24 protein-coding genes are annotated in these 25,895 nt (G+C 68.9%); 14 read left to right on the plus strand and 10 right to left on the minus strand.

Going from position 1 to position 25,895, the window contains the following annotated elements:
- From ACM6LU_RS10790 to ACM6LU_RS10830, 9 genes are all read left to right on the plus strand, one after another.
- Window positions 1-777: a GntR family transcriptional regulator gene (locus ACM6LU_RS10790; protein ID WP_414937488.1), complete on the plus strand. Its 777-nt coding sequence runs from the start codon at window positions 1-3 to the stop codon at window positions 775-777.
- A gap of 182 nt (window positions 778-959) precedes the next feature.
- Window positions 960-2,072, plus strand: coding sequence for a TIGR03364 family FAD-dependent oxidoreductase (locus ACM6LU_RS10795; protein WP_414937489.1), 1,113 nt, complete (start codon window positions 960-962; stop codon window positions 2,070-2,072).
- The gene (locus tag ACM6LU_RS10800) at window positions 2,066-2,740 is read left to right on the plus strand and encodes a phosphonatase-like hydrolase (RefSeq protein WP_414937490.1); all 675 of its coding nucleotides are present in this window, start codon (window positions 2,066-2,068) and stop codon (window positions 2,738-2,740) included. Before ACM6LU_RS10795 ends, ACM6LU_RS10800 begins: the two co-directional genes overlap by 7 nt.
- A 16-nt stretch (window positions 2,741-2,756) precedes the next feature.
- Window positions 2,757-3,671, plus strand: a complete 915-nt coding sequence (locus ACM6LU_RS10805; RefSeq protein ID WP_414937491.1) for a 2-aminoethylphosphonate ABC transporter substrate-binding protein — start codon at window positions 2,757-2,759, stop codon at window positions 3,669-3,671.
- Window positions 3,672-3,771: 100 nt separating this feature from the next.
- Window positions 3,772-4,833 carry an ABC transporter ATP-binding protein gene (locus ACM6LU_RS10810; protein WP_414937492.1) on the plus strand — a complete coding sequence of 354 codons (1,062 nt, stop codon included), beginning with the start codon at window positions 3,772-3,774 and terminating at the stop codon, window positions 4,831-4,833.
- Window positions 4,830-5,684 (plus strand): 2-aminoethylphosphonate ABC transporter permease subunit, encoded by an 855-nt coding sequence (locus tag ACM6LU_RS10815; RefSeq protein WP_414937493.1) that lies wholly within the window; start codon window positions 4,830-4,832, stop codon window positions 5,682-5,684. The genes ACM6LU_RS10810 and ACM6LU_RS10815 overlap by 4 nt, the downstream gene beginning before the upstream one ends.
- Window positions 5,662-6,459 (plus strand): ABC transporter permease, encoded by a 798-nt coding sequence (locus tag ACM6LU_RS10820; protein ID WP_414937494.1) that lies wholly within the window; start codon window positions 5,662-5,664, stop codon window positions 6,457-6,459. The genes ACM6LU_RS10815 and ACM6LU_RS10820 overlap by 23 nt, the downstream gene beginning before the upstream one ends.
- 36 nt (window positions 6,460-6,495) lie before the next feature.
- Window positions 6,496-6,966: a hypothetical protein gene (locus tag ACM6LU_RS10825; RefSeq protein ID WP_414937495.1), complete on the plus strand. Its 471-nt coding sequence runs from the start codon at window positions 6,496-6,498 to the stop codon at window positions 6,964-6,966.
- Between the two features lie 43 nt (window positions 6,967-7,009).
- Window positions 7,010-7,522, plus strand: a complete 513-nt coding sequence (locus tag ACM6LU_RS10830) for a hypothetical protein (RefSeq protein WP_414937496.1) — start codon at window positions 7,010-7,012, stop codon at window positions 7,520-7,522.
- A gap of 75 nt (window positions 7,523-7,597) precedes the next feature.
- Here ACM6LU_RS10830 and ACM6LU_RS10835 read toward each other — a convergent pair whose 3' ends face one another.
- From ACM6LU_RS10835 to ACM6LU_RS10850, 4 genes are all read right to left on the minus strand, one after another.
- Window positions 7,598-9,256 carry a fumarate hydratase gene (locus ACM6LU_RS10835; protein WP_414937497.1) on the minus strand — a complete coding sequence of 553 codons (1,659 nt, stop codon included), beginning with the start codon at window positions 9,254-9,256 and terminating at the stop codon, window positions 7,598-7,600.
- Between the two features lie 307 nt (window positions 9,257-9,563).
- A complete protein-coding gene (locus ACM6LU_RS10840) occupies window positions 9,564-10,595 on the minus strand; it encodes a sigma-70 family RNA polymerase sigma factor (protein WP_414937498.1) in 1,032 nt (343 codons plus the stop codon).
- 246 nt (window positions 10,596-10,841) lie between these two features.
- Window positions 10,842-11,267, minus strand: a complete 426-nt coding sequence (gene dtd, locus ACM6LU_RS10845) for a D-aminoacyl-tRNA deacylase (protein ID WP_414937499.1) — start codon at window positions 11,265-11,267, stop codon at window positions 10,842-10,844.
- Window positions 11,267-12,775, minus strand: coding sequence for a methyltransferase (locus tag ACM6LU_RS10850; RefSeq protein ID WP_414937500.1), 1,509 nt, complete (start codon window positions 12,773-12,775; stop codon window positions 11,267-11,269). Before ACM6LU_RS10850 ends, dtd begins: the two co-directional genes overlap by 1 nt.
- 117 nt (window positions 12,776-12,892) lie before the next feature.
- On the opposite strand from ACM6LU_RS10850, the gene ACM6LU_RS10855 reads away from it, so the two are divergent.
- On the plus strand, window positions 12,893-14,158 hold the full coding sequence (locus ACM6LU_RS10855) for an amidohydrolase (RefSeq protein WP_414937501.1): 1,266 nt from the start codon (window positions 12,893-12,895) through the stop codon (window positions 14,156-14,158).
- A 17-nt stretch (window positions 14,159-14,175) separates the two neighbouring features.
- The gene (locus tag ACM6LU_RS10860; protein WP_409493218.1) at window positions 14,176-14,529 is read left to right on the plus strand and encodes a DUF3099 domain-containing protein; all 354 of its coding nucleotides are present in this window, start codon (window positions 14,176-14,178) and stop codon (window positions 14,527-14,529) included.
- A gap of 109 nt (window positions 14,530-14,638) precedes the next feature.
- On the opposite strand, the gene ACM6LU_RS10865 is transcribed toward ACM6LU_RS10860, so the two are convergent.
- From ACM6LU_RS10865 to ACM6LU_RS10880, 4 genes are read right to left on the minus strand one after another with little or no spacing between them, the layout of a single operon-like run.
- Window positions 14,639-15,511 carry a carbohydrate kinase family protein gene (locus tag ACM6LU_RS10865; protein ID WP_414937502.1) on the minus strand — a complete coding sequence of 291 codons (873 nt, stop codon included), beginning with the start codon at window positions 15,509-15,511 and terminating at the stop codon, window positions 14,639-14,641.
- Window positions 15,508-16,425: a pseudouridine-5'-phosphate glycosidase gene (locus ACM6LU_RS10870; RefSeq protein ID WP_414937503.1), complete on the minus strand. Its 918-nt coding sequence runs from the start codon at window positions 16,423-16,425 to the stop codon at window positions 15,508-15,510. The genes ACM6LU_RS10865 and ACM6LU_RS10870 overlap by 4 nt, the downstream gene beginning before the upstream one ends.
- 9 nt (window positions 16,426-16,434) lie before the next feature.
- Window positions 16,435-17,079: a hypothetical protein gene (locus tag ACM6LU_RS10875; RefSeq protein WP_414937504.1), complete on the minus strand. Its 645-nt coding sequence runs from the start codon at window positions 17,077-17,079 to the stop codon at window positions 16,435-16,437.
- Window positions 17,079-17,885 carry a sporulation protein gene (locus ACM6LU_RS10880; protein ID WP_414937506.1) on the minus strand — a complete coding sequence of 269 codons (807 nt, stop codon included), beginning with the start codon at window positions 17,883-17,885 and terminating at the stop codon, window positions 17,079-17,081. The genes ACM6LU_RS10875 and ACM6LU_RS10880 overlap by 1 nt, the downstream gene beginning before the upstream one ends.
- Before the next feature lie 58 nt (window positions 17,886-17,943).
- On the opposite strand from ACM6LU_RS10880, the gene ACM6LU_RS10885 reads away from it, so the two are divergent.
- Together ACM6LU_RS10885 and ACM6LU_RS10890 are read left to right on the plus strand one after the other, a co-directional pair.
- On the plus strand, window positions 17,944-18,186 hold the full coding sequence (locus ACM6LU_RS10885) for a DUF3039 domain-containing protein (protein ID WP_005164469.1): 243 nt from the start codon (window positions 17,944-17,946) through the stop codon (window positions 18,184-18,186).
- A 123-nt stretch (window positions 18,187-18,309) separates the two neighbouring features.
- Entirely contained in the window at window positions 18,310-19,146 is an 837-nt protein-coding gene (locus ACM6LU_RS10890; protein WP_414937507.1) for a hypothetical protein, read from the plus strand.
- Between the two features lie 111 nt (window positions 19,147-19,257).
- Here ACM6LU_RS10890 and ACM6LU_RS10895 read toward each other — a convergent pair whose 3' ends face one another.
- Together ACM6LU_RS10895 and ACM6LU_RS10900 are read right to left on the minus strand one after the other, a co-directional pair.
- A complete protein-coding gene (locus ACM6LU_RS10895) occupies window positions 19,258-22,401 on the minus strand; it encodes an efflux RND transporter permease subunit (RefSeq protein WP_414937508.1) in 3,144 nt (1,047 codons plus the stop codon).
- Window positions 22,402-22,533: 132 nt separating this feature from the next.
- Window positions 22,534-23,658 carry a YihY/virulence factor BrkB family protein gene (locus tag ACM6LU_RS10900; protein ID WP_414937509.1) on the minus strand — a complete coding sequence of 375 codons (1,125 nt, stop codon included), beginning with the start codon at window positions 23,656-23,658 and terminating at the stop codon, window positions 22,534-22,536.
- Between the two features lie 286 nt (window positions 23,659-23,944).
- Here ACM6LU_RS10900 and ACM6LU_RS10905 point away from each other — a divergent pair, with 286 nt between their 5' ends.
- Complete coding sequence (locus tag ACM6LU_RS10905) at window positions 23,945-25,699, plus strand: DEAD/DEAH box helicase (RefSeq protein WP_414937510.1); 1,755 nt, start codon at window positions 23,945-23,947, stop codon at window positions 25,697-25,699.
- Window positions 25,700-25,895: the final 196 nt, after the last annotated feature.

Below are 25,895 nucleotides of genomic sequence, written 5' to 3' on the forward strand. Positions count from 1 at the left end.
GTGAAAACGCGTTCGCCCAGACGTCATCCACCCGCCGACGGCCCGGTCCGGGACGGAATTCCCGAACACGGCCGCATTCCACGCTATTACGCGGTCAAAGTCGATCTGCTCGACGTGATCTCCGAATTAGGGCAAGGATCGGTACTTCCCACGGAAAGGGAACTCTCCGAAAGATTCGAGGTTTCTCGCGCGACGGTCCGCCAGGCCGTCGGTGAACTCGTGCTCGAAGGACGTCTCAGCAGGCGGCAGGGGAGCGGCACGTACGTCGCGGGCCCCAAGCTCGTCCAGCCGCTCGCGTTGGTGAGTTACACCGAAGGACTCAGGAGGCAGGGCATTCGGCCTGGCCGGAATCTGATCTCGCTGGAACGCCGGGAGGCAGGTCCGTCGCTGGCTTCGGAACTGGAAATCGATCCCGACGACGACGTCATCCACATCGAACGGGTGCTGCTCGCCGACGACGAGCGGGTCGGGCTGGAATCGACCTATCTCACCGCCGAGCGATTCCCGACGCTGATGGATGTGTTCGATCCCACACAGTCGCTCTACGCGTGTTTGCGGGAAAGGCTCGGCGTGGTCTTCGACGGCGCCGAGGAGCGAGTCGAGACCGTACTCGCCACGCCCCGGGAGGCTCTGCTGATCGGGACGAACCCGGCGCTGCCGATGCTGCTGATGCACCGGACCTCGTGGGGTACCGACGGCGTCCCGTTCGAACGCGTCCGGTCACTGTTCCGGGGTGACAGGCTCTCCTTCGAGACCAGGCTCGGCCGCGTGGAGTAGCCCGCCCACGCGTTTAGTCCTCTAGTTGCGGTACTTGCACTTTCAACGACCGCAAGCAGAGGACTACTCGCGGTGAAACATAACGCGTAGATAACAGGTCTGGTCCAAACTTCGGCGGTACTTCACCTGGGGTTATGGCCGCCGTCACGGAGCGTTGGTGCACGCCAGCGAGCGTCTGCGGTGTGCGAATCCTCATCATCGGCGGCGGAGTGCTCGGCACTCAGCACGCCTGGCAGGCCGTCGAACGCGGCCACGACGTCGTCCAGATCGAACGCGAACCCGAGGCCCGGGGCGCCTCCGTGCGCAACTTCGGGCTGGTCTGGGTCGGCGGCCGCGCCACCGGTCCCGAACTGGAGACGGCGGCCAGGGCGCGGGTGCTGTGGGAGCGCATCGGCGAACGAGTGCCCGGAATCGGCTTCCGGCCGAACGGTTCCCTCACCGTCGTCCGCACGGAGGCCGAACTCGCCGTCGCCCGAGCCGCCGCGACCAGCACGGAGGATCGTGGCTTCAAGCTGCTCGACCCCGCCGAGACCCGCGAGCTGAACCCGGCCCTGCGCGGCGACTTCCTCGGCGCGCTCTGGTGCGATCGCGACGCCGCCGTCGAACCGCGCGTCGCCCAGCCCGCCCTGCGGGCCGAATTGGCGAAGTCCGGCCGTTACGCCTGGGTGCCCGGTCGCGAGATCCGCGACCTGACCACCCGTGGCGTCGTCGACGACACCGGCGAAACCCACGAGGGTGACGTCGTCGTGCTCTGCACCGGTGCCTGGACCGGCGGCCTGGTCAAAGAACTCGCCAGGCAGACCCCGGTCCGCCGGGTGCGGTTGCAGATGGCCCAGACCGACCCGTTGGGTGAGAGCCTCACCACCACCGTCGCCGACGCCGACAGCTTCCGCTACTACCCGGCGTACCGCGGCGAAGCGCTCGACGGTCTCAACGCCGGGCAGCCGCAGGGCGAGATCGCCGCGGCCAACGCCATGCAGTTGCTCATGGTCCAGCGTTTCGACGGCTCGCTGACCATCGGTGACACCCACGAGTACGACGAGCCGTTCTCCTTCGACACCACCGAAGACCCGTACGACCACTTGGCCGAGGTCGCCGGAGCGCTGCTCGGACGGCCGCTCCCGCGCATCGCCCGACGCTGGGCCGGGGTCTACGCCCAGACCACCGACACCTCCCGGATCGTCCACCGCGCCCGCGTCGCGGACAACGCCTGGCTCGTCACCGGACCGGGTGGCCGGGGTATGACCTGCTCGCCCGCCATCGCCGAAGACACCGCCGAGGAGCTGTCGTGGTGAACACCGAACTCGTCGTCCTGGACATGGCCGGGACCACCGTCGCCGACGACGGCTTGGTGATCCGCGCCTTCACCGCCGCGATCGCCGCCGCCGGGGTGTCCGAAGAGGACAGTCGCTATCCTGGCATGCTCGACTACGTCGTCGAGACCATGGGCCAGTCCAAGATCGTCGTCTTCCGCGCCCTGCTCGACGGGAACGAGGGCCTCGCCCAGCGCGCGAACACTGAATTCCAGGCGGCCTACGGGAAACTCGTCACCGACGGCCACTGCGAGCCGATCCCCGGTGCCGAGGAAACGATCCAGGAGCTGCGCGCTCAGGGCGTCAAGGTCGCCCTCACCACCGGGTTCGCCTCCGCCACCCAGAACGCGATCCTGGACGCGCTGGGCTGGCACGGCCTCGCCGACGCCGTCCTGGCGCCGGGCGTGGGCGTCCGCGGCCGCCCGTTCCCCGACCTCGTCCTCGCCGCCGCGCTGCGGCTCGAAATCAGTGACGTCCGCCGGATCGCCGTCGCGGGCGACACCCCGTCGGACGTCCAGACCGGCCTTTCCTCCGGCGCCTCACTCGTCGCCGGTGTGCTCACCGGATCGGCGAAGAAGCCGGAACTGGAAGCCGCCGGTGCCACCCACGTCCTCGAATCCGTCCGCGACCTCCCCGCCCTGCTGTCCTAAAAGGAGCTTTGACGAAATGAAGAAACTCGCGGCCACCGCCCTCGCCGGGCTGCTCACGATCACCTTGGCCGCCTGTGGTGGCACCGCCGGCGGCGCGTCCGGCGACCAGACCGTCACGATGTACACGGTGGACGGTCTCGAAGACTGGTACGCCCAGCGTGTCGAGGAGTTCAAGGCCAAGACCGGCATCACCGTCCAGGCGGTGACCGCCGGCTCGGGCGAGGTCGCCTCGCGGGTGGAGAAGGAGAAGGCCAATAACCAGGCCGACATCCTGGTCACCCTCCCGCCGTTCATCCAGCGGGCCGCGTCGCAGGGTCTGCTCGTCGCCACGGCGCCGTCCGGGCTCGACCAGGTCCCCGCCGGGCAGAAGGACGGCCAGGGCCGCTACTTCGCCATCATGAACAACTACCTTAGCTTCATCCGAAACCCGCAGGCCTCACCCAAGACCTGGGACGACCTGCTCGCCCCCGCGCTCAAGGGCAAACTCCAGTACTCGACTCCCGGCGAGGCGGGCGACGGCACGGCGGTCCTGCTGCAGCTCCAGCACGTCCTGGGTGAACAGGGCGCGCTCGAATACCTCGCGAAGCTCGAAGCCAACAACATCGGCCCGTCGTCCTCCACCGGCAAGTTGCAGCCCAAGGTGGCCAAGGCCGAGATCCTGGTGGCCAACGGCGACGTCCAGATGAACCTCGCCTCGATCGAAGAGAGCGGCGGCTTCGAGATCTTCTTCCCCGCCGACTCCCACGGCAAGCGATCCACGTTCGCGCTCCCGTACTACGCCGGTCTCGTGAACAACGCGCCGCACGCGGAGAACGCCAAGAAGTTCCTGGACTTCTTGCTCTCGCCCGAGGTGCAGAGCAAGGCCGTGGACGCCTTCGGCGCACCGTCGCGGGCCGACGTCACTCCGTCGGGCCGCGAGCGGACAAGGTGAAGGCGGCGCTCGACGGCGTCGACATCTGGCAGCCGGACTGGAACGCCGTCCTCGCGAAGCTCGACGCCGACCTCGCCGCGTACAAGAAGGCCGTGGGCCGATGACCCCGGCGGTCGAGTTCCGCGGGGTGTCCGTCCGCTTCGGACAGACGACCGCCCTCTCGCCACTGGACCTCACCGTGGCGAGGGGGGAGACCCTGGCGATGCTCGGGCCGTCCGGCTCCGGCAAGTCGACGGCCTTGAAGGCACTCGCGGGTTTCGTGGTGCCGAGCACCGGCCGGGTCCTGCTCGACGGCGAGGACGTCACCGACCTGTCGCCGCACCGGCGTGGGCTCGGCGTCGTCGTCCAGAGCTACGCGCTGTTCCCGCACATGCGCGTCGAGGCCAACGTCGCCTTCGGGCTCAGGGCACGGAAAACACCTCGCGCCGAGACGGCGAGCCGGGTCACCGAGGCGCTCGAACTGGTCGGCATGAGCAAGTACGCCCGCCGCTACCCGCGTGAGCTCTCGGGCGGGCAGCAGCAGCGGGTCGCGCTCGCCAGGGCTTTGGCCATCCGTCCCCGCGTGCTGCTGCTGGACGAGCCACTGTCCGCTTTGGACGCCGCCCTGCGCGAGGACATGGTCGCGGAACTGCTGCGGCTGCGCGCCGAACTGCCCGACACCACGCTGATCTACGTCACCCACGACCAGGGTGAGGCGCTGGCGCTGGCCGACCGGATCGCCGTCATGCGCGACTCGAAGCTGGTCGAACTCGGCCCCAGCCGCGAGCTCTACCAGCGTCCGTCGACCGAGTTCACCGCGAGTTTCCTCGGCGCGTCCAACCTCATCCCGGTGGAACTGATCCAGCCCGACGGCACCCGGGTCCGGCTCGGCGGTCGCGAACTGACCGCCGACCCGTCCGGCGTGCTCCGGGCGGGGCAGCCCGTCGCGCTCGGTGTCCGGCCCCACCGGGTCGGGATCACGGCGGCGGACGCCCCTGGCGCGCTGCCCGCGGTCCTGCGCGGCGTCCAGTGGCGTGGCACGGGCTTCCGGCTCGACCTCGAACTCGCGCACGACGGCGGCGAAGTCCGGGCCGAGGTCCCGGACGTCGAAGGGCTGCCGAACGTGGGGGAGAAGGTCGGAGTGTCCATTCCGGACGGTTGCCCGCTGGTGGGCGTCGGATGACCGGCATCGCGCTGACCGCTACGGCGGCACCGGCGCGGCGACAGGAGAAGCGGCCGGGACGCGGCTGGCTCCTGCTGCCGCCGGTGCTCATCTTGCTCGGCTTCTTCGGCTACCCGCTCGTGCTGGTCGTCCTCCAGTCCCTGGAATCGAAGACCGGCGAGTTCGGCCTTTCGGTGTGGCTGGACGTCCTGGGTTCGGCGGAATTCCGGGACGCCGCCTGGAAGACGGTCGCGCTCGCACTGGGCGCGACCGCGGGCTGCGTCGTGCTCGGGACGTTCCTCGCACTGGTGATCGCGTTCGTGCCGTTCCCTGGCGCGCGGACGCTCTCGCGGCTGGTGGACACCGTCCTCGCGTTCCCGTCGTTCCTGATCGCGCTCGCGTTCACCTTCATCTACGGCAGCGCCGGAATCCTCGGCGTTGGCGGGTTCCTGTACTCGCCGTTCGGGATCCTCTTGGCGGAGATCACCTTCTACACGCCGTTCGTGATGCGGCCCGCGCTCGCCGCGTTCGGCCAGGTGTCGTCGGCGCAGATGGAGGTGGCGGCGAGCCTCGGCGCGAAACCCGGACGCGTGCTGCGCCAGGTCATCTTGCCGGAAGCGTGGGCGTCACTGGCCTCCGGCGCGTGCCTGACCATGCTGCTGGCGATGAACGAGTTCGGCATCGTGCTGTTCCTCGGTGCCAAGGACGTCACGACCCTGCCGATGCTGGTCTACGGCAAGGGGATCGTCACCTTCGACTTCCCGCAGGCGTGTGTCATCGCGGTGGTCAACGTCGTGTTCTCCCTTGCCCTGTACGGAACCTACCGGCGACTGACGAAGGGAGGCCGTCGTGCTGCTGTGGACAAGGCGTAGCCGGATCCTGCTGTGGGCGGTGTTCGCGGTGCTGTTCGTCGCGATCGTGCTGGCACCGCTGCTGATGATCGTGCTGGCCTCGGTCGCCGGGAACTGGACCGGAGTGCTGCCGGGCGCGCTCACCGGTTCGCATTTCGCGCAGGCGTTGTCCGGGGAGACGTTCTCGAGTCTCTCGGTGAGCGTCCAGACCGGCGTCATCGCCTCGGTGGCCTCGGTACTGCTGGGCACATGGGCCGCGCTCGCGGCGCAATCCGCCCCGTCGAAGGTCCGGAAGGCCGTCGACACCCTGTTCCACCTGCCGATCGCGGTGCCGTCGGTGGTGCTGGGGCTGGCGCTGCTGGTCGCGTTCAGCCGTCCGCCGCTGGCCTTCAACGGCACGCGCTGGATCGTGCTGCTGGGGCACGTGATGATCCTGCTGCCGTTCTCCTACAGCACGGTCTCCGCCGCGATCACGCGGATGGACCCGTTGCTGGCGCAGGCGGCGGCGAGCCTCGGCGCGGGGCCGGTCCGCGTGCTGCTGCGGGTGCGCCTGCCGGTGCTGCTCCCGTCGATCTCGGCGTCGGCGAGTCTCGCGCTGGCGATGTCGATGGGTGAACTGGGCGCGACGATGATGCTGTACCCGCCGGACTGGCGCACGCTGCCCGCGAGCATTTTCGCGCTCACCGACCGGGGACAGGTGTTCCTGGCGTCGGCGAGCACCGTGCTGCTGCTGGCCGTCACGCTCGCCGGGGTGGTGATCCTCGGATTCGCCCGCGGCCGCGCCGCGCAACGGTGATGCAACCGGTTGTCTGCTCCGTACCGTCCAGCCGTCATGAAGAACGCAGCGAAGACGCTGGGCGTGGGGCTCGTGCTCGCCGCGACGGCCGCCTGTGGCGCGGGCGGTTCGGCGAGCACGAGCACCTCTCCGGTCGTCACCACACCGTCGGATCTGCCCACCTCGCTCCCGGCGAGCCCGCCGGTCGCGAAACCGCCGATGTCGCGACCGACCGTCGGCCCGCCGCCCTCGGACAAGATGCTGCCGCCATCGCAGCTCGACGCCAAGGTGCCCGCGCAGGTCAGCGCCGAAGAGGGCGCGCTCGTGAAGGTGCACATCGAGCTGAGCGGCTGTGCCGAGGCGACGGCGAACCTGGCCGAGCAAAACCCCCAGCGGGTCGTGATCAAGGTGAGGATCGACCACGGCGAGCCGGGGCGGATGTGCCCGCAGGTCATCCGCTACGCCGTCCTGCCGGTGAAGCTCGCGGAGCCGATCGGGCCGCGCGCCGTGGTTCTGGAAGCGGGTTGAGACCAGGTGCAACCCCACAGCGGTCTCGTTCCGTCCTAGCCGCATGAGGTACTTAACGAATGTCATCGGCCTCGGCCTGATCGTCGTTGCGGTATCCGCCTGCGGGGCGCAGAACCAGGCGGCGGAACCCGCGGCCGGACCCGGGAGCGGCACCCTGAGTACCGTGCCGCCGTCATCGACCGCTCCGCCTTCCTCGTCGCCTGCGCCGGGGAGCCAGCCGGGGATTCCTGGCGCGCCGCGTCAGGAGGTCCCGGAAGGCAGCACCAAGCTGCCGGACAAACAGCTCGACGCGGCGGCCCTCCCCGCGGACTACCCGCGTGAGGTGTACACGAGCAACGGCGGGACGATCCTGAACATCCGCGGCCAGGAAGGCGGCTGCGGGCACGCGACGGCGGAGGCCGCGCAGCAGGACGGGAACCGGGTCACCATCAACCTGACCGAACTGAAGGGCCAGACCGGCCAGATGTGCACGATGGACATCCGGCACCCGGTGATCTCGGTGTCGCTTTCGGCGCCGCTGGGAGAGCGGACCGTCGTGCTGAAGCAGATGCGGTAACGCGCGAGCGTGTGATGGACGGGACTTTCATCGCGAATTTTGCGATGAAAGTCCCGTCCATCACAGCATCAGTGGTCAGCGGAAACTGATCTGCAGCACCGGTTCCGAGGTGGCCTCGAAGAAGTCGTTCCCCTTGTCGTCGATGACGATGAACGCGGGGAAGTCCTCGACCTCGATCTTCCAGACCGCCTCCATCCCCAGCTCCGCGTACTCGAGGACGTCTACCTTCTTGATGCAGTCCTGCGCGAGCCGCGCGGCCGGGCCGCCGATCGAGCCGAGGTAGAACCCGCCGTACTCGGCGCACGCCGCGGTCACCTTCTTGGACCGGTTGCCCTTCGCCAGCATCACCAGCGAGCCGCCCGCGGCCTGGAACTGCTCGACGTAGGAGTCCATGCGGCCCGCCGTGGTCGGCCCGAAGGAGCCCGACGCGTAGCCCTCCGGCGTCTTCGCGGGGCCCGCGTAGTACACGGGGTGGTCGCGAAGGTACTGAGGCATCTCTTCGCCCGCGTCGAGCCGCTCAGCGATCTTCGCGTGCGCGATGTCGCGGGCGACGACGAGCGGACCGGTCAGCGACAGGCGTGTCTTCACCGGCAGCTGCGAGAGCTGGGCGCGGATCTCGGCCATCGGGCGATTCAGGTCGACGGTCACCACCTCGTCGGACAGGTCGTCCTCGGTGACGTCCGGCAGGAACCGCGCCGGGTCGCGCTCCAGCTGCTCCAGGAAGACACCGTCCGCGGTGATCTTCGCCTTGGCCTGACGGTCGGCGGAGCACGAGACGGCGACACCGACCGGGCAGGACGCGCCGTGGCGCGGCAGCCGGATCACGCGGACGTCGTGGCAGAAGTACTTGCCGCCGAACTGCGCGCCGATGCCGAACTGACGCGTCATCTCCAGCACCTGCTGCTCGAGGTCGACGTCGCGGAAACCGTGTCCCAGCTCGGAACCCTCGGTGGGGAGGTCGTCGAGGTAGCGGGCGGAGGCCAGCTTCGCGACCTTCAGGTTGAACTCCGCCGATGTGCCGCCGACGACGATCGCGAGGTGGTACGGCGGGCAGGCCGCGGTGCCGAGGCTGCGGAGTTTCTCGTCGAGGAACTTCGCGAGGCGCTTCGGGTTCAGGACCGCTTTGGTCTCCTGATAGAGGAACGTCTTGTTCGCACTGCCGCCGCCTTTGGCCATGAACAGGAATTCATAGCTCGGGTCGCCTTGACCGTCTTTGTGATAGAGCTCGATCTGCGCGGGCAAGTTGGTGCCCGTATTGCGCTCATCCCAGAAATTCACCGGCGCCATCTGTGAATAGCGCAGATTCAACTCCTGATAGGCGTCGAAAATGCCCCGCGACAACGCGCGTTCGTCGTCGGCGCCGGTGAGCACGCCTTCGCCGCGTTTGCCGATCACGATCGCGGTGCCGGTGTCCTGGCACATCGGGAGGACGCCGCCGGCGGAGATCGCCGCGTTGCGCAGCAGGTCCATCGCGACGAACCGGTCGTTGCCGCTCGCCTCGGGATCGTCGACGATCGCGCGCAGCTGTGCCAGGTGTGACGAGCGCAACAGGTGCTGAATGTCGGTGATCGCGGTCTTGGCGAGCTTGGTCAGTGCCTCGGGCTCGACCTTCAGGAACTTACGGCCCGCGGCTTCGACGACCTCGACACCTTCGGTGCCGATGAGCCGGTACTCGGTGCGGGTGTCCTTGGCGAGCGGAAGGACTTCAGTGTGCTGGAACGTGGTGGGCGCCACTGCGCGGGCTCCTTTGCCGGCATCGGGAACCTGTCCACGGTACAAGGCCGACCCGGGGTGACCCGCGCCACCTCCGCGTGCGGAAGCGGGAATGCAATTCGCACGCCGCAATTTGTGGTCAAACACCACAAATTAGTTCGGGAGGCCGGGCCCACCCCGACGGACCCGACCTCCCGGGGAAAGCGATCCGGGCATGAACACCCGACCGCGAAGACTTATTACCTGCTCGACGGTCTCGTGACGCAGGTCATAAGTCAACGCTGCCGAACGGGTGTTGATTTTTCCGCGCCGAAAGGCCCGATGAGGACTACGAAGCGTAGGCGCGCAGGCGATCGGCCCGCTCACCCTGACGCAGCTTCGACATGACCTCTCGCTCGATCTGGCGAACGCGCTCACGGGAGAGCCCGAAGAACTTGCCGATCTGGTCGAGCGTCCGCGGCTGACCGTCGTCGAGGCCGTAGCGCAAGCGGATCACCTGGGACTCCCGGTCGTCCAGCGTCGCGAGCACGCGGCGCAGGTCGTCCTGGAGCAGACCGGAGATCACGGCGCTCTCGGCGTCGGTCGCCTCGGAGTCCTCGATGAAGTCACCGAGCGGGGCGTCTTCCTCGGTGCCGACCGGCATGTCGAGGCTCACCGGGTCACGCGAGTGGTCGAGCAGGTCGGAGATCTTGTGCGCCGGAATGCCCGATTCCGTGGCCAGTTCCTCGTGCGTCGCGTCGCGCCCGAGCTGCTGGTGCAGGTCGCGTTTGATGCGGGCCAGCTTGTTCACCTGTTCCACCAGGTGGACCGGCAGCCGGATGGTGCGTCCCTGGTCGGCCATCCCCCTGGTGATGGCCTGGCGGATCCACCAAGTGGCGTACGTCGAGAACTTGAACCCCTTGGAGTAGTCGAACTTCTCCACCGCGCGGATCAGGCCCAGGTTCCCCTCCTGGATCAGATCGAGCAGTGGCATCCCCCGGCCGGTGTACCGCTTCGCGAGCGAGACCACGAGACGGAGGTTGGCCTCCAGCAGGTGGTTCTTCGCGACGTGGCCGTCACGCACGAGTGCGGACATCTCGGAGCGCCGCTTCGGCGTGATGCTCTCGGCCGTGTCCAGCATGTGCTGGGCGAACACTCCGGCTTCGATACGCTTCGCCAGCTCGACCTCGTCGGCGGCGGACAGCAGCGCCGTCTTGCCGATTCCGTTGAGGTACACGCGAACGAGATCCGCGGCCGGGCTCTGGGCGTCGAGATCGGCGTCGGTGAGCGCCCCCGCGCTGAACGGCTCCTGGGTGGATTGCGCCGGGATACGGCGCTCGCGAATCCCGCGCGCTTCGCGTTCGAGAGTCTGGACTGACATTCTGCCTCCCCGGTCACGGGCTGAACGTGCTGCGATGTGTCCGCCGGATCCGCCTCGGCGTAGCAAGCCCTGTGGAAAACCCGCTACTCCTCGTCGGCCCAGCTTGGCTGGACACTTTCCTCAACGCCGGGAGGTCTGAAAACGTTCCCGGCCGCTACAGAGGAGACGGGCGGCTGACCTGGGGCGTTGCTCGACCAACCCTGAACTTTTCCTGAGAATGCCCGTACCGGGGAGAAACGGTGTGGTCTAGACCTCTACGAGGAGCGTGAAGGGACCGTCGTTCACGCTCCGGACCGCCATCATGGCCCCGAACCGGCCGGTTTCGACCCGCGCGCCGCGTTCGCGCAAGGCGTCGACGACGGCCGTCACGAGCGGTTCGGCGATTTCGGGTCGGGCAGCCGCCGTCCACGACGGACGGCGGCCTTTGCGCGTATCGCCGTAAAGGGTGAACTGGCTTACGACAAGCAGGGGAGCGCCGGTGCCGGCGCACGACTCCTCGTCGCGAAGTATGCGAGCTTCGTGCAGTTTGCGTGCCATCGTGGCCGCCTTCGTCACCTCATCGTCGACGTGGATTCCCAGCAGTACCAGCAAACCCGGTTCGTCGATGGCGCCCGTCACCTCGTCGCCGACGGTCACACTCGCTTCCGTGACCCTCGTCACCACCGCCCGCATCAGTCGGCCGGGAGGAGCATGCCGTGCCGGACCAGTTCGCGGACGACGGGCAGCGCGGCGGCGGCCAGTTCCTCCGGTTCGAGACCCCGCGCGGCCGCCAGGAGCACGATCAGGTCTTCCAGCGGCAGAGCGCCCTGGCAGCCGGCGAGCAGCCGGGTCGCCAGTTCATCGACCTCATGCGACCACCCCGGGCCGTCGGTGCGGTGCAGTCGCTGGACGGTCGTGGCCCAGCCCTCCTCGCCCGGCTCGGCGACGCTCTCCAGAAGGACGCTCTCCGGGACGCGGAAACGGACATCCGGTAACGAATCCCCGTTGGCGCGCAGCCATTCCACCCGGTCCAGCCAGTTGGCCGCCTCGGCGCCCAGCGGGTCGTCGTAGGCCTGGCGCAGGTCCTCGCACACGATCGTCGGCGTCTGGTGGGAAGTCCTCCGGACGGTGACGAAGCCGAAACCGATGCCCTGGACGTCGTTCTCGGCGAACCAATCGAGCCAGGCACCGGATTTCGCCCGTCCTTCGGGGGAGCGGGGGTCGATACCCGCGTCGCGCAGCCACGTGCCGACGTACAGGCCCGGATCCGCGATGTCCCGCTGCACGAACCACGCGTCGGTCTCGGCGGGCAGCCAGCGGGTCACCCGATCGCCCCAGTCCTCGCCTTCGACGTGCAGCCAGGACGCGAGGAGGTGGCCGGTGCCACCGTCGTTGAGGAACCCGGGCAGCTGCCGCACCACGAGCGCGCTGGCGTCGTCGCCGGCCAGGCCGGAGTCGCGGTAGGTGTAATCCACCCGGGGCGGGCCGACCACGAACGGCGGATTGCAGACGATCTGGTCGAACCGGCGCCGCGCGACCGGCGCGAACCACTCACCCCGCAGGAGTTCGACGTCCAGTTCGTTGAGCCGGAAGGTGGCCGAGGCGAGCGCCAGCGCGCGGGCCGAGAGATCGGTGGCGGTGACCTTCTTCGCGTGGCGGGTGGCGTACAGCGCCTGGACGCCGTTGCCGGTGCCGAGGTCGAGCAGGCTGCCGACCTCGCGGCGGCCGGTGGCGCGGACCAGGCTGAGCGACGCCTGCCCGACGCCGAGGACGTGGTCCTCGGGCACGGTCTCGCCGAGGATGTCCGCGTCGAGGTCCGAGACCACCCACCACGAGCCTTCGTCGTCGCCGTGCGGACGGACGTCGAGACCGGCTCGGTAGCCGTCAGCGGCGGGTACGAGCAGCGTGGCGGCGATTGCGGCATCGAGGGGGAGCGGCGCGAAAGCGGCCTCGACGTCCTTCTCCGGTTCGGTCGAGCCCAGCAGGAACAGCCGGATCAGTGTGCCGAGTTCGCCGGAGTCGCGGGTCGCGCGATAGGCGAGTTCGGGTTCGCCGCGGCCGAGGGCGGCGTGCGCGGAGCCGAGGACGTCGACCACGCCGTCGGCGTCGTACCCCGTCCGGAGGAAGGCGTCCCGCAGCCTCGCGCAGACGTCGTCGGACAGGTCGGGGAGGGCCGCTCGTGTGTCGGGGTTTCTGCTCACGGTGGGTGATTGCGATGGGAAAGGTGTGTCGGGGCTTCTGCTCACGGTGGGTAATTGCGATGGGAAAGGTGTGTCGGGGCTTCTGCTCACGGTGGGTAATACTGCCAGGATGAGGTCGTGAGCCTTGAAAGTGTCCTGGCACCGCTGCAGGCGGCGTTGCCCGGATTGGAAGACCTGTACATCGACCTCCACCGTCATCCGGAGCTGTCGTTCGCCGAAACCCGCACCGCCGCCGAACTGGCGAGGCGCCTGGAGGCCGACGGCTACGAGGTGCACACCGGGATCGGCCGCACCGGCGTCCTCGGCGTCTTGCGCAACGGGCCCGGCCCGAAGGTGATGCTGCGCGCCGACATCGACGCGCTGCCGGTCGAGGAGAAGACCGGCCTGCCTTACGCGAGCACCGCGCGTGGCGTGGACGCCGAAGGCCGCGACGTGCCGGTGATGCACGCCTGCGGCCACGACATGCACGCCACCTGGCTCTCCGGCGCCGCCTCACTGCTGGCGTCCGGGCGCGAGCACTGGTCCGGCACGCTGATGGTCGTCTTCCAGCCGGGGGAGGAGGCAGGGGACGGCGCCGTCGGCATGGTCCGCGACGGGGTCTTCGAGCCCGCCGGCAAACCCGACGTCGTACTCGGCCAGCACGTCGTGCCCGGTCCGGCGGGCTGGGTGCTGACCAGGCCCGGCGTGCTCATGGCCGCCACCGACGTGCTCCGTGTCACGCTGCACGGCCGGGGCGGGCACGGCTCGCGCCCCGAGACCACGGTGGATCCCGCGGTGCTCGCCGCGTCCGTGGTGCTCAAGCTGCAGACCATCGTTTCGCGGGAGATCCCGGCGACCGAGTCGGCCGTGGTGACCGTCGGGTCGCTGCACGTCGGCACCACGCACAACATCATCGCCGACCACGCCGTCCTCGAGGTCGACATCCGCTCGTTCGACCAGGCTGTGCGGGAGAAGGTCGTCGCCGCGGTCGAGCGGATCGTCAACGGCGAGGCGGCCACCGCGGGCGCGCCGAAGCCACCGGAAATCGAGCGCATCGGTGCTTTCCCGGTCACCGAGAACGACGAGAAAGCCACCGAAGGCCTCGCCGCCGCCTTCCTCGACCACTTCGGCGAGGGCCGCGTCATGCCCGCGCCGCTGGTCACCGGCAGCGAGGACTTCAGCGAGTTCGGCCGCGCCGCCGGGGTGCCGTCGGTGTTCTGGCTGGTCGGCGGGCTGGACGCGGACCAGGTGATCTCCGCGATGACCGCGGGCCGGTTCGAACAGGACATCCCGTCGAACCATTCGCCGCTCTTCGCGCCGATCCCGCATCCCACGCTTTCGACCGGCGTCGAGACGCTCGCGGTGGCGGCCTTGCACCGGCTCACCCACCCGGGTGTCGGATGAGCCCGGCGAGTGGGAGCATGGAAGCCGGAGGTGGTGCTGTGAACGCGCCTGCCCACGGTCCCGAACCGAGGGAACCCGCTCCGGTGCTGATCACCGAAGCCGCCCCGTCCTACGAAGAGCAACTCGCCAAACGGAAGCGGAAGTACATCATCATGATGTCGTTCCGCATCCCGTGCCTCATCCTCGCCGGGATCTTCTACGAGACCTGGTGGCTCGCGCTGGCGCTGATCGCGATCTCGATCCCGCTGCCCTGGATCGCCGTCCTGGTGGCCAACGACCGGCCGCCGCGCAAGAGCGAGTCGGTCAACCGATTCCAGGCCGAACCGACCCGCATCGAGGGCGGCGGCCACCAGGTCATCGACGGCGGCTGACACGTCTCCTACGTGCAATCACGTGATTGGACGGACGACACACCCGTAGCCGGATCCCGCGGCGTGTTGTCCGTCTGATCACGTGTAATCGCCGTCTGATCACGTGACGCTAGGGCTGCGGCCCGACCTTCGCGACCGCACGAGCACCAAGGCGCGTACCGGCGCGAAGGACCTCAACGGTGGACTCGCCGCGCAGCCACGCCGCCAGCACACCGGCGTCGAAGGCGTCCCCGGCCCCGGTGGAGTCGATGCAGTCGACCGGCTGCGAGGGCACCGAAGTGATGGTGCCGCCCGCGTCGATCCAGCTGGCGCCGTCGAGACCGGCGGTGACCACGACCTCACCCACGTAGTCCAGCAGTTCCTTCGCCGCCTCCGGGTCGCTCGACCCGGTCAGCGCGACCAGTTCGCTCGTATTCGGCATCAGCAGGTCGACGCCGCGCACGTCGTCGAGGAAGGCCGCCGGATCGGTGATCAGCGTCGCCGCCTGCGGATCGACCGACGTCGTCAGCCCGGCCTTCTTCGCCGCCGCCAGCGAGGCGAGCGCCGCGGGCCGTGACGACGGCTGCAACAGGACGTAGCCCGACAGGTGCAGGTGGCTCGCCCCGGTCAGCGCCTCCTGGGTGATGTCCTCGGGACTGAACTGGGAGTTCGCGCCGCGGTCGGCGAGCATGCTCCGCTCACCGGTGCCGTCGACGAGCACCACTACACAGAACGTCGGCTCTTCGGGGTCCACCGCGAACTCGCAGCGGACGCCCGCCGCTTCCAGTTCGCTCTTCACCATGCGGCCGCCGGAATCGTCGCCGATCCGCGCGATCAGCGTGGTCTCCGCGTCCTCGGCGCGCAGCCAGAGCGCGGTGTTCGCGCCCGCGCCGCCACTGGTGAAGTGGACCTTCGCGCGGATGTCACCGCCGTGCGGGATGGGGCCCTCGTGCCGCGCGACCACGTCGAGGCCGACATCGCCGACGACCACGATCCCGCTCATGCCGCGTTCCCGGCGAGCTCGACGGCGACCTCGGTGGCCAGTTCCGCGTTGGACAGCACCAGTGCCTCGTTCGCGTCGAGGCTCACGCCGCCGCTGGCGGTGTGGAAGTGCTCCAGCAGCACGGGCGTCACGTCCTTGCCGTGCACTCCTCGCGAGCGCAGGAGTTCCAGCCCCTCGGCGAGCAAGCGGTCGTGCAGCTCTTTGTCCATTTCGGACGATTCCGGAATCGGGTTCGCCAGCAGCACACCGGATTCGGCGTGCGCGCGATGCGCGGCGATGACCGCGGCGGCCCGCGCGGCGTCGTCGACCCGCCACGGCACCTCGAAACCGGACGAGCGGAGGTAAAAAGCGGGGAACTCGCTGGTGCGGTAACCCAGCACGGGCACCGAATTGGTCTCCAGCACTTCGAGGGTCGCCGCGATGTCGAGTACCGACTTCACGCCGGAGCAGACGACCGTGGTCGGCACCTTCGCGAGCACGCCCAGATCCGCCGAGACGTCCCAGCTCTGTGCCGAGCCCTGGTGCACTCCGCCGAGCCCGCCGGTGGCGAACACGCCGATCCCGGCCGCGGCGGCGAGTGCCGCGGTGCTCGCGACCGTCGTCGCCCCGGAGCGGCCGAGCCCGACGGCCGGGCCGAGGTCGCGCAGGGAGAGTTTGTCCAGGTCCGCGCCGGGCGCGCAGACGCGCTCCAGTTGCTCGCCGGTGAGCCCGACCAGGGGGACGCCGTCGAGCACGGCGATCGTCGCGGGGACGGCGCCGCCGTCCCGGACGACCTTCTCCAGCCGCCGGGCGACGTCGAGGTTGCGGCCGGGCGGGAGACCGTGGGAAAGGATGGTGCTCTCCAGTGCGACGACGGGATCACCGGCGGCGAGGGCGGAGGCGACCTCTTCGTGAAGGGACAGTTGCGGAGTCACGAACGAACATCATCGGTGATGTGGGTCCGCGTCACGCCATCGGGTCAGTTCGTTCGTGAGGTTCTCCCGAGCCTTGCTCTCCCAGCGTGCCCGCGCGATCTCGCTGCGGTACAGCCGCGGCCGGGCCAGCAGGTTCTCCAGCACGGCCGCGCGTCCCGCCCGCCAGTCTTCGTCGGGGTAGATCGAGTACTCGGCCCGGACACCGCTCGCGTATCCCTCGTACACCTCGGGCGTGGCGCCGAGAATCGCGAGGTCGGCATCGAGCAGTGCCGTGGCGAGGAGGTCTTCCGGGGGCGCCGAGTGCTCGATCGTGGCGAGGACCAGTTCCTCCGCGCGGGTGATGTCGGCCGCGGGGACCCCGGCGTTGGTGAGCTCGTCGCGGGTCCAGGCCGCGCTGGCCCGTTCGTCGTCGCCGGGACGGGCGTCGTAGACGACGTCGTGCGTCCAGGCGGCCACGGCGACGATCGCCCGGTGCCGGGCACCCAGGCCGAACGCGACGGCCAGGTCACCGCTGTCGTGGGCGACGGCGGTGACGTGCCGGAGATCGTGATAGTGGCGGTGAGGCTCGGCGTAGCGGGTCTCGAGGTCGTTCCACGCGACCGCGGCGACCTGGTGATCGCCGCCGAGCCGGGTGACCGCGGGCAGCCAGTCCATCAGTCGAAGATTCCGCGTGACTTGGCCACTTCGTGCAGCCAGCCCTCGAGCTGCGGCTCCCACTTGACCCGCTCCAGCGCGGCGTGGTCGACCTTGAACAAGCCGAGGAACTCCTGCCCGCGACCACCGAACCCGCCGCTCTTGGACACCCGGACCCGCTTGGTCACCTCCAGCACGACCTGCGTCTCCGCCGCCGAGGACAGGAACGTCACCGCCACCGAGGTGAAGACGTTCGCGAACCGCGGCGAGGGGGTGAAGCGGATCTCCTGAAAGAACGGGAGCTGCTGGGTCGCGCCGTTGACCCGGCCGCGTTCCAGCACGGCTTCGCGGAAGACGAAGCCGATCCGGCTGAAGGCGTCCAGTATCCGTTTCTGCGCGGGCAGCGGCTCGATCGCGACGCCGTCGACGTCGGCCGGGTCGGTGACGGAGTTCGCGATGTCGAGGCTGGTCTGCAGGCCGATGGCCATACCGGGCAGTGGTTTGCCGAAGACGCTGGAGATCGGCGTCTCCCATGGCAGGGCGACCTCGAACGGGATCCGGACCTGCTGGCCGGGCGTGACGCGCTCGCGGCCTGCCAGCTGCTGGGTGCCGAATTCGAGGTCCTCGACCTTGGGGCTCTGCTCGTCCGGGGTCTGGACACGAGCGAGCAGCTTCACCGAGAGACCGTTGATCTCTTGATCGACTTCGCCGCCGAGCAGCAGGACCTCGCCCCGCAGGGGGCGGCCGGGGGAGACCGAACGGTCGAGCAGCCGGGCGTCGATCTTCGCCCCGCCCGAACCGAATGTCGCGAGCACCTTCTGGAACATGGGCGAGATCCTGCCAGGTCCCCGGTGTGCGCAGGAGGTTTTGGGGCATTATGGAGGGGTGAGTACACAGACCCTTCCGAAGCCGGATACCCGCCCCGAGGGCACCGACGGCACCGATGACGACGCGCCGAAGATGTTCCACTACGTGCGCAAGAACAAGATCGCCGAAAGCGCGGTCATGGGCACGCACGTGGTGGCGCTGTGCGGCGAGGTCTTCCCGGTGACGAAGTCGGCGAAGCCCGGTTCGCCGGTTTGCCCGGACTGCAAGAAGATCTACGACGGTCTCAAGCCGGGCGACTGACACCTGGCCGTCCGGTGTCCGAAACCGGACAAGATCTGAAAATCCTTCACATGGCGGCTGTCCGTCCCGGTGATCGCTGGTAATCAGTACCCGCCAGCGAAACCCCACCGGGACGGAGTCTTCATGCGTAGAACCGGGATCGTGCTCGCCATCGCCGCGTTGGTCGCGGTGTTCTCACCCGCCGCCGCCCAGGCCGTGACCGGCTGGACCACGGTCGGTTCGGACAACGCCCGCCCGCTCGACGAGGGGCAGGGCCTGGCCACCATCGAACGGCCGTCCGGGACCGTCTACCGCTACACCGGGATCACGACCGTTCCGGTGAACTTGTCGTCGCAGGGCTGGAACCACGTCGGCGACCCGGGTTCGGCGCGAGGCTGGTACGTCGAGCCGTACCAGCGCGACGACCGGGGCGCGAAGCTCTTCCGCGTCGAGTCGCCCGACGGGACCTGGGCGAACTACACGCACACGCTGGAATCCTGGGAAGCGAACAACAACTCGTTCGCCGCCGTGACACCCGACGCGCGCTGGATGGTGGCGGGCGAGTGGGGCACGATGGACCGGCTGCTCGTGCACCCGATGCCCGGCGTCGCGCATACGAACCCGTCAGCGAACCTGCCGTACTCGGCCGCGATCCGGCTCGACCGGCCGGTGCGGGACATCCAGGGCTGCGACTTCGTCACCGCGACACGGCTGCTGTGCTCCTCCGACGACCCCGAAGGCTCACTGTTCGGGACCACGAAGCCGCTGCTGCAGGTGGATCTCTCCGGTGCGCTTTCCGGTTCGGACGTCACCGGCCGGGTGACTTCGCTGGGGCAGCTGCCGCTGAAGAGCACCTGTAGCGGGAATTTCGAAACCGAAGGCATCGACGTCGCCGCCGATGGGACCCTGCGGGTCGTCGTGCTGTCACCTTCGTGGTGCGTGGCCTTCGACAGCAAGACCTGGCGGTTCCGAAAGTCCTGACCAGACGGCGAACTCGCGTGACCAGACGGCGAACTCGCGTGACTAGACGGGCAACACACGAGTTGCCCCGCCGATCACGCGAGATCGCCGTTCAATCACGCGAGTTCGCCGTTACGAAGTCGGCTCGGGTGTCAGTGTCTCGGTGGCCGGAGTCGTCGAAGACCGTCGAGTGTCCTTCTTCGCGCGGCGCTTCTCTTTCCGTGTCTCGACCATCGTGTACAGCGTCGGCACCAGGATCAGCGTCAGCAGCGTCGAGCTGACGAGTCCGCCGATCACCACGATCGCCAGCGGCTGCCCGATGAACCCGCCCTGGCCGGTCAGGCCGAGCGCCATCGGGACCAGCGCGAAGATGGTCGCCGCCGCGGTCATCAGAATCGGCCGCAGCCGTCGCCTGCCGCCTTCGACCACCGCTTCGGCGACGCTCATCCCCGAAGCCCGGTACTGGTTGATCAGGTCGATCAGCACGATCGCGTTGGTCACCACGATGCCGACGAGCATCAGCATGCCGATCAGCGCGGGCAGGCCCAGCGCGGTCCCGGTGGCCAGCAGCAGCCCGATCGCGCCGGTCGCGGCGAACGGGATCGACACCAGCAGGATCAGCGGCTGGAGCAGGCTGCGGAACGTCGCCACCATGATCAGGTACACGATCGCGATCGCGGCCAGCAGCGCGAGGAACAGGTTCCCGAACGCCTCCTGCTGGTCCTCGCTGACCCCGCCGAGCTTGTACGCCGCGCCACCGCCGAACGTCAGACCGTCCAGTTTGGCCTGGATGGCCTTGGTGGTGGCGGCGAGGTCCGCGCCGGTGTTCTTGGCGGTGACCGTGGTGCTCAGCTCACCCGAGGTGCGGTGCACCGCGGCCGGTCCGTCCACAGTGGACACCGTCGCGACGGTGTCCAGCCGGACGACGCCGGTGGCGCCCGGGATCGGCAGCGCCTTGATCGCGTCCACCGACACCGGGGCCGTGCCCGCGCGCAGCACGATGTCGGTGCGTTGCCCGTCCACCGGCAACTGGGTCACCGTGCGGCCGGCGATGGCCTGGTTCGCGATCTGGCCGATCGTCGTCGCCGAAAGCCCGCTCGCGGCGGCCTTGGCGGCGTCGACCTCGACCTGCACGCGCGGCGAGCCCTGCGCGAGGTCACTGGTCACCTCGGTCAGCTCCGGCACTCCGGACAGGGCCTGGCGGACCTGCTCGGCGGCGGGCTTCAGCGAGGCTTCGTCGGGTGCGGTGACGGTGATCGAGACCTCATCGGAGTTGAAGCCGCCGGCTTCGGCGCCGATCTTGACCTCACCGAGTTCCGGCCCGCTCAGCTTGCCCCGCAAGCGATCCGAGAGCGCGTTGACGTCGGTGTCCTTGGCGACGGTGACCTGGATGTTGGTCGCCGTCCCGCCACCGCCGAAGAAACCGCCTCCGCCGATGCTCACCTGGTAGGTCTCGACAGCCGGTTCGGCGGCGAGTGCCCGCTCCACCGCGCCGGCGGCCTTCTCCTTGGCTTCGGGACTGGTGCCGGGCGGCAGTTTCTGCGAAAGGCTCAGCGTCGTCGAGCCGGACTGGTCGAGGAAGTTCGTGTTCAGCTGCGACGCGAGCCCGACCGTGCCGCCGAAGATGATCAGCGCCAGCAGGACAACGATGACGCGGCGCTGGGTGGCGAACCGGATCACCGGCACGTACCCGCGCTGCAGCAGCCCGCGGCGTTCCTTGTCTTCCGCGGCCTGCCGCGTGAGCTCGGCCTCGTGCTCGTTCGCGGGAGTCTCGGCCGGCTTGAGGAACCAGTACGCGAGCACCGGCACGATCGTCAGCGACACCAGCAGCGAAGCCAGCAGCGCCACGGTGACCGTGATCGCGAACGGCGAGAACAGCTCGCCGACGAACCCACCGACGAAGGCGATCGGCAGGAACACCGCGACGGTGGTGAGGGTGGACGAGGTCACGGCACCCGCCACCTCGCGCACGCCGTCGAGGACCGCGCGATCCTTCGCCTCGCCGTACGCCAGATGTCGTTTGATGTTCTCCAGCACCACGATCGAGTCGTCGACCACCCGGCCGATCGCGATGGTGAGCGCGCCGAGGGTGAGCAGGTTCAGCGACAGCTCACCGGTCCACAACGCCAGTAGCGCCACGACGACCGAGAGCGGGATCGACACCGCCGTCACGAGCGTGGACCGCAGTGACATCAGAAACAGCAGGATCACGATGACCGCGAACGCCAGTCCCAGCAGGCCCTCGGTGGTCAGGCCGCTGATCGCGTCCTTGACCGGGGTGCCCTGGTCGAACACGACGCTCATCTCGGCGCCGATCTTCTTCGACAGCCCGGGCAGCTTGGCCCGCACCGATTCCGAGATCGCGACCGCGTTCCCGTTCTCCACCATGGTGACCGAGAGCCCGAGGCTCGGCTTGCCGTTGGTGCGCGTGATCGACGTCGCCGGGGCGAACCCGGCCTGGACGTCCGCGACGTCACCGAGTTTGACCGGTACCGGCTTCGGCGCCTGTGCACCGGGACGCGACGACGGCGTGGCCGACGGTGTCAGGTAGAGGTCCTTGATCGTGTCCACTGTGGTCGGTCCGCCGCCGACCTGGACGGTGAGCGTTTTGTCGCCTTCGGTCAGCGTCCCGGCCGGGACGGCGGCACCGGCGGTCTGCAGGGTGGTGGCGATCGACGACGGGTCGACGCCCGCCGCGGCCAGCTTCGCGTAGTCCAGCGCGATCGTGACCCGCGGCTGCCGCGCGCCGGTCACCTCGACCTCGCGCACACCGTCGATCTTGCGCAGTTCCGGCGCGACCTCCCCGGTCAGCGCGGGTGCGAGCGCCTGTGGGTCACCGGTGGTCCCGGCGGCGAGCAGCACGACCGGGAGGTCGTCGGTGGATCCCGCGGACACCGTCGGTTCGGTGTTCTGCGGCAGTCGCGCCTTGACCCCGTCGATGACGCGCTGGATCTGCCCGACGGCGGCGTCGATGTCCGTGCCGAATTCGAACTGCGCGGTGATCTGCGACAAGCCCTCCGACGACGTCGAGTTCAGTTCTTCGAGCCCTTTCAGGCCCTGCAAGCCACCTTCGAGTGGCTCGGTGACCTGGCGGTCGACCGCGTCCGGCGACGCGCCCGTGTACGGCGTGATGATCTGCGCCTGCGGGAACTGCAGTGAGGGGAACAGCTGCTGCTTGAGCTGCGGCAGTGCGAAGGCACCGAAGCCGACGACCACCAAGGCGAGCAGCCCGATGAGACTTCGGTTGCGCAGGCTCAGTCTGGCCAGCGTGGACATGGCGGGATCCCCCAGGTAGTGCTCGAGAACGTGTGGATTACCGCGAGCTTTTCATGGCGGGGGGTGGAGTGGATTCACACCACGGGTGGAATTGGGCTACGACTTCGGGAGGAGGTTATCCGCCACCCGGCGTCAAGTTCGCCGTTCTGTCACCTGATCGGCTTCGCTGGGCGACTCTTCGTTCACTAGTTGTTCCGCATCGTGTTCGGGCTCACTGTCGGGTTCCTCGCCGTCCGGGCGGGGACGCCGCAGCGGAACGGTCGTCCGTTCCCACAGTTTGCGGCCCTCCTCGGCGCGGAGCCGTTCGCTGGCGCGTTCCATCTCCAGCCGCCGCCATTTCCGGCGCTGGCGTTTGGTCGCCTTGGCGGGCCACAGTTCCTGGATCGCGCTGTTGAAGTACGCGCCGAAGACGACCGCGAGCCCGATGAAGAACATCAGCAGCAGGAACGCGATCGGCGCGGCGAGCGCGCCGTAGGTGTAGCCGGTCTTGGTGATCCAGTTCAGGTAGATCCGCAGGCCGATGCTGGAGAGCAGGAAGAAGACCATGGCGAGCATCGCGCCCGGCAGCCCGCGGTGCCACGGCAGCCTGCGCGGCAGGGACAGCTTATACAGCGTCGTCAGCGCCAGCACGATCATCACGGCCAGCACCGGGTAGTACAGCGTGCCGACCCAGTACGACACCGTGTCGCGCCACTCGTTCGGGAAGAACTGCGGGAGCAGGTCCGGCCCGATCGCCAGCAGCGGCAGCCCGACCACCAGGATGACCAGCCCCGCCAGGTAGAGCAGCAGCGCGAAGATCCGCTGCCAGACGTCGTTGCGGACGCCGTACTGGTCGTGCGCCACGGTGATCGCGTCGACGAACGACGACATCGCCGACGAACCCGCCCACAGGGAGATCAGGAAGCCGATCGAGACGATCTCACCCTTGCCGACGAACAGGATGCTGTTGACCGTCGGTTCGATGATGTCGTGGACGGCGTTGTCGCTGAAGATCGTCTTGCTGAAGGTGATGATCCGGTCGTGGACCGCGGTCACGACCTCCTGGCCGAACCAGTCCCCGACGAACCCGAGGCAACCGAGGAGGCCGAGCAGGAGCGGCGGCAGCGACAGCGTCTGCCAGAACGCGGCTTCGGCGGCCTCGGAGAAGATGTTGCCTTCCCACGCCTTGTTGAGCGTGCGGCTGAGCAGACGCAACGGGCCCCTACGGACCTTCGCGACCTCGGCGGCCGTCTCGTTCCGGCCGTTCTCCTCGCTCATGCAGCTCCTCCGCCAGCGCCGAGCGCCCTTGACGGGGTCCAGCATGGTCCATGTCCGGGCGTTCGGCTCGTCACCCCTGGGTTTCTGGGTGAGTAACCCGACAACGGGGGTGGCGCTTCCGGCGTTCCACGGGCCCGGCAGGTAGGCTCACTGGAGTGCCCTCACCTCAGGCGCCGGCGTCGCGGCCGGATACCAAAGTGGGGGTTTTCGCTTGTCAGACAGCGGTGAACAGGCGCTTTGCAGATGAGTGGCTCGTCACGTGAGCGGTAAAGAGGAGGTGACCGGCATGTCGGAAACGGTTGAGCGAAATCGGGGCGGGCTGGGCGCGCCTCCGGCGGCGAAGGACAGCACCGCCCGCCCGCTGCGTGCCTGGCAGCGCCGCGCGCTGACGAAGTACCTGACGACCGGGCCGAAGGACTTCCTCGCGGTCGCGACGCCTGGCGCGGGGAAGACGGTGTTCGGTCTCCGGATCGCCGCCGAGCTGCTGAGTGACCGGACCATCGAGGCGATCACCATCGTCGCGCCGACCGAGCACCTGAAGCACCAGTGGGCCGCCTCGGCGGCGGCGGCGGGGATCGCGATCGACTCGAACTTCCGTAACGGCGCCGGTGCCACGTCGCGCGACTACCAAGGTGTCGCGCTGACCTACGCGCAGGTCGCGGCGCATCCGACGCTGCACCGCGTGCGCACCGAGAACCGCAAGACGCTGGTCATCCTCGACGAGATCCACCACGGCGGTGACGCGAAGTCCTGGGGCGACGCGATCCGTGAGGCGTTCACACCCGCCGTCCGCCGTCTCGCGCTGACCGGGACCCCGTTCCGCAGTGACGACTCGCAGATCCCGTTCGTCACCTACGAGCCCGACGGCTCGGGCTTCCAACGCAGCAAATCCGATCACTCCTACGGCTACGCCGACGCGCTCGCCGACGGCGTCGTCCGGCCTGTCGTCTTCCTCGCCTACTCCGGTGAGGCTTCCTGGCGCACGAGCGCGGGGGAGGAGTTCACCGCGCGGCTAGGCGAGCCGCTGACCGCCGAGCAGAACGCACGGGCCTGGCGCACCGCGCTCGACCCGGCGGGCGAGTGGGTCCCGGCGGTACTGCAGGCCGCGGACACGCGTCTCGCGCAGCTGCGCGCCAACGGCATCCCGGACGCCGGCGGCCTGGTGATCGCCACCGACCAGGACTCCGCACGTGCCTACGCAAAGATCCTGGCACGTCTCTCCGGTCAGACCCCGACGGTCGTCCTTTCCGACGACCCCAAGGCGTCCGGGCGGATCAAGGAGTTCTCCGATTCGACCGACCGGTGGCTGGTCGCGGTCCGGATGGTGTCCGAGGGCGTCGACGTGCCGCGTCTCGCGGTCGGCGTCTACGCCACGAGCGCGTCGACCCCGCTGTTCTTCGCGCAGGCCATCGGCCGGTATGTGCGTTCGCGCAAACCCGGTGAGACGGCGTCGGTGTTCCTGCCGAGCGTGCCGGTGCTGCTGGAACTGGCCAGTGAGCTGGAGGCCCAGCGCGACCACGTCCTCGGCAAGCCGCACCGCGAGAAGGAAGGCTGGGAGGACGAACTCCTCGCCCAGGCCAACCGCACCGAGGACGAGCCGGGCGAAGAGGAGAAGGCGTTCACTTCGCTGGGCGCCTCCGCCGAGCTCGACCAGGTCATCTACGACGGCAACTCCTTCGGCACCGCGGTGTTCTCCGGTTCCGACGAGGAGCAGGAGTACCTCGGCCTGCCGGGTTTGCTGGAACCGGACCAGGTCCGCGCCCTGCTGCGGAAGCGGCAGGAAGAGCAGCTTTCGGACGAGAAGCGGCGCAAGCCCAAGGCCGAGCAGCAGGCCCCGGTAGCGCGGCCGCAGTCGGTCAGCGAGCGGCTCGGCGCCCTGCGCAAGGAGCTGAACGCCCTGGTCGGCGTGCACCACCACCGGACGAGGAAGCCGCACGGCGCGATCCACAACGAACTCCGCCGGATCTGCGGCGGACCGCCGACCGCGATGGCGACGGTCGAACAGCTCGAAGAGCGGATCGTCACCCTGCGCACTTGGTAGCGCCCCGTACCGAACGCTATGAACGGTCCGTTCCTTGCAAAATTTGCAAGGAACGGACCGTTCATAGCGTTCGGGAGTGGAGGCGCGGAGCGGCGGAGAGCACGCTGTGTAAGTGGTGGCGGTCACACTGTAAGCGGACCTAGACTGCGTACGTCTTGCTACGGGCACGTTGCCAAACCGTGTCCATTCGACGAGG

It is taken from the genome of Amycolatopsis sp. cmx-11-51, from assembly GCF_047608665.1.
GTDB lineage: Bacteria > Actinomycetota > Actinomycetes > Mycobacteriales > Pseudonocardiaceae > Amycolatopsis.

What these genes read in the sequence shown, in the direction of transcription:
- ACM6LU_RS10805 (WP_414937491.1), top strand. Translation starts at nt 2,757, where the DNA reads ATGAAGAAACTCGCGGCCACCGCCCTCGCCGGGCTGCTCACGATCACC.
- ACM6LU_RS10810 (WP_414937492.1), top strand. Translation starts at nt 3,772, where the DNA reads ATGACCCCGGCGGTCGAGTTCCGCGGGGTGTCCGTCCGCTTCGGACAG.
- ACM6LU_RS10815 (WP_414937493.1), top strand. Translation starts at nt 4,830, where the DNA reads ATGACCGGCATCGCGCTGACCGCTACGGCGGCACCGGCGCGGCGACAG.
- ACM6LU_RS10825 (WP_414937495.1), top strand. Translation starts at nt 6,496, where the DNA reads ATGAAGAACGCAGCGAAGACGCTGGGCGTGGGGCTCGTGCTCGCCGCG.
- ACM6LU_RS10830 (WP_414937496.1), top strand. Translation starts at nt 7,010, where the DNA reads ATGAGGTACTTAACGAATGTCATCGGCCTCGGCCTGATCGTCGTTGCG.
- ACM6LU_RS10840 (WP_414937498.1), bottom strand. Translation starts at nt 10,595, where the DNA reads ATGTCAGTCCAGACTCTCGAACGCGAAGCGCGCGGGATTCGCGAGCGC.
- dtd (WP_414937499.1), bottom strand. Translation starts at nt 11,267, where the DNA reads ATGCGGGCGGTGGTGACGAGGGTCACGGAAGCGAGTGTGACCGTCGGC.
- ACM6LU_RS10860 (WP_409493218.1), top strand. Translation starts at nt 14,176, where the DNA reads ATGGAAGCCGGAGGTGGTGCTGTGAACGCGCCTGCCCACGGTCCCGAA.
- ACM6LU_RS10865 (WP_414937502.1), bottom strand. Translation starts at nt 15,511, where the DNA reads ATGAGCGGGATCGTGGTCGTCGGCGATGTCGGCCTCGACGTGGTCGCG.
- ACM6LU_RS10875 (WP_414937504.1), bottom strand. Translation starts at nt 17,079, where the DNA reads ATGGACTGGCTGCCCGCGGTCACCCGGCTCGGCGGCGATCACCAGGTC.
- ACM6LU_RS10880 (WP_414937506.1), bottom strand. Translation starts at nt 17,885, where the DNA reads ATGTTCCAGAAGGTGCTCGCGACATTCGGTTCGGGCGGGGCGAAGATC.
- ACM6LU_RS10890 (WP_414937507.1), top strand. Translation starts at nt 18,310, where the DNA reads ATGCGTAGAACCGGGATCGTGCTCGCCATCGCCGCGTTGGTCGCGGTG.
- ACM6LU_RS10895 (WP_414937508.1), bottom strand. Translation starts at nt 22,401, where the DNA reads ATGTCCACGCTGGCCAGACTGAGCCTGCGCAACCGAAGTCTCATCGGG.
- ACM6LU_RS10900 (WP_414937509.1), bottom strand. Translation starts at nt 23,658, where the DNA reads ATGAGCGAGGAGAACGGCCGGAACGAGACGGCCGCCGAGGTCGCGAAG.
- ACM6LU_RS10905 (WP_414937510.1), top strand. Translation starts at nt 23,945, where the DNA reads ATGTCGGAAACGGTTGAGCGAAATCGGGGCGGGCTGGGCGCGCCTCCG.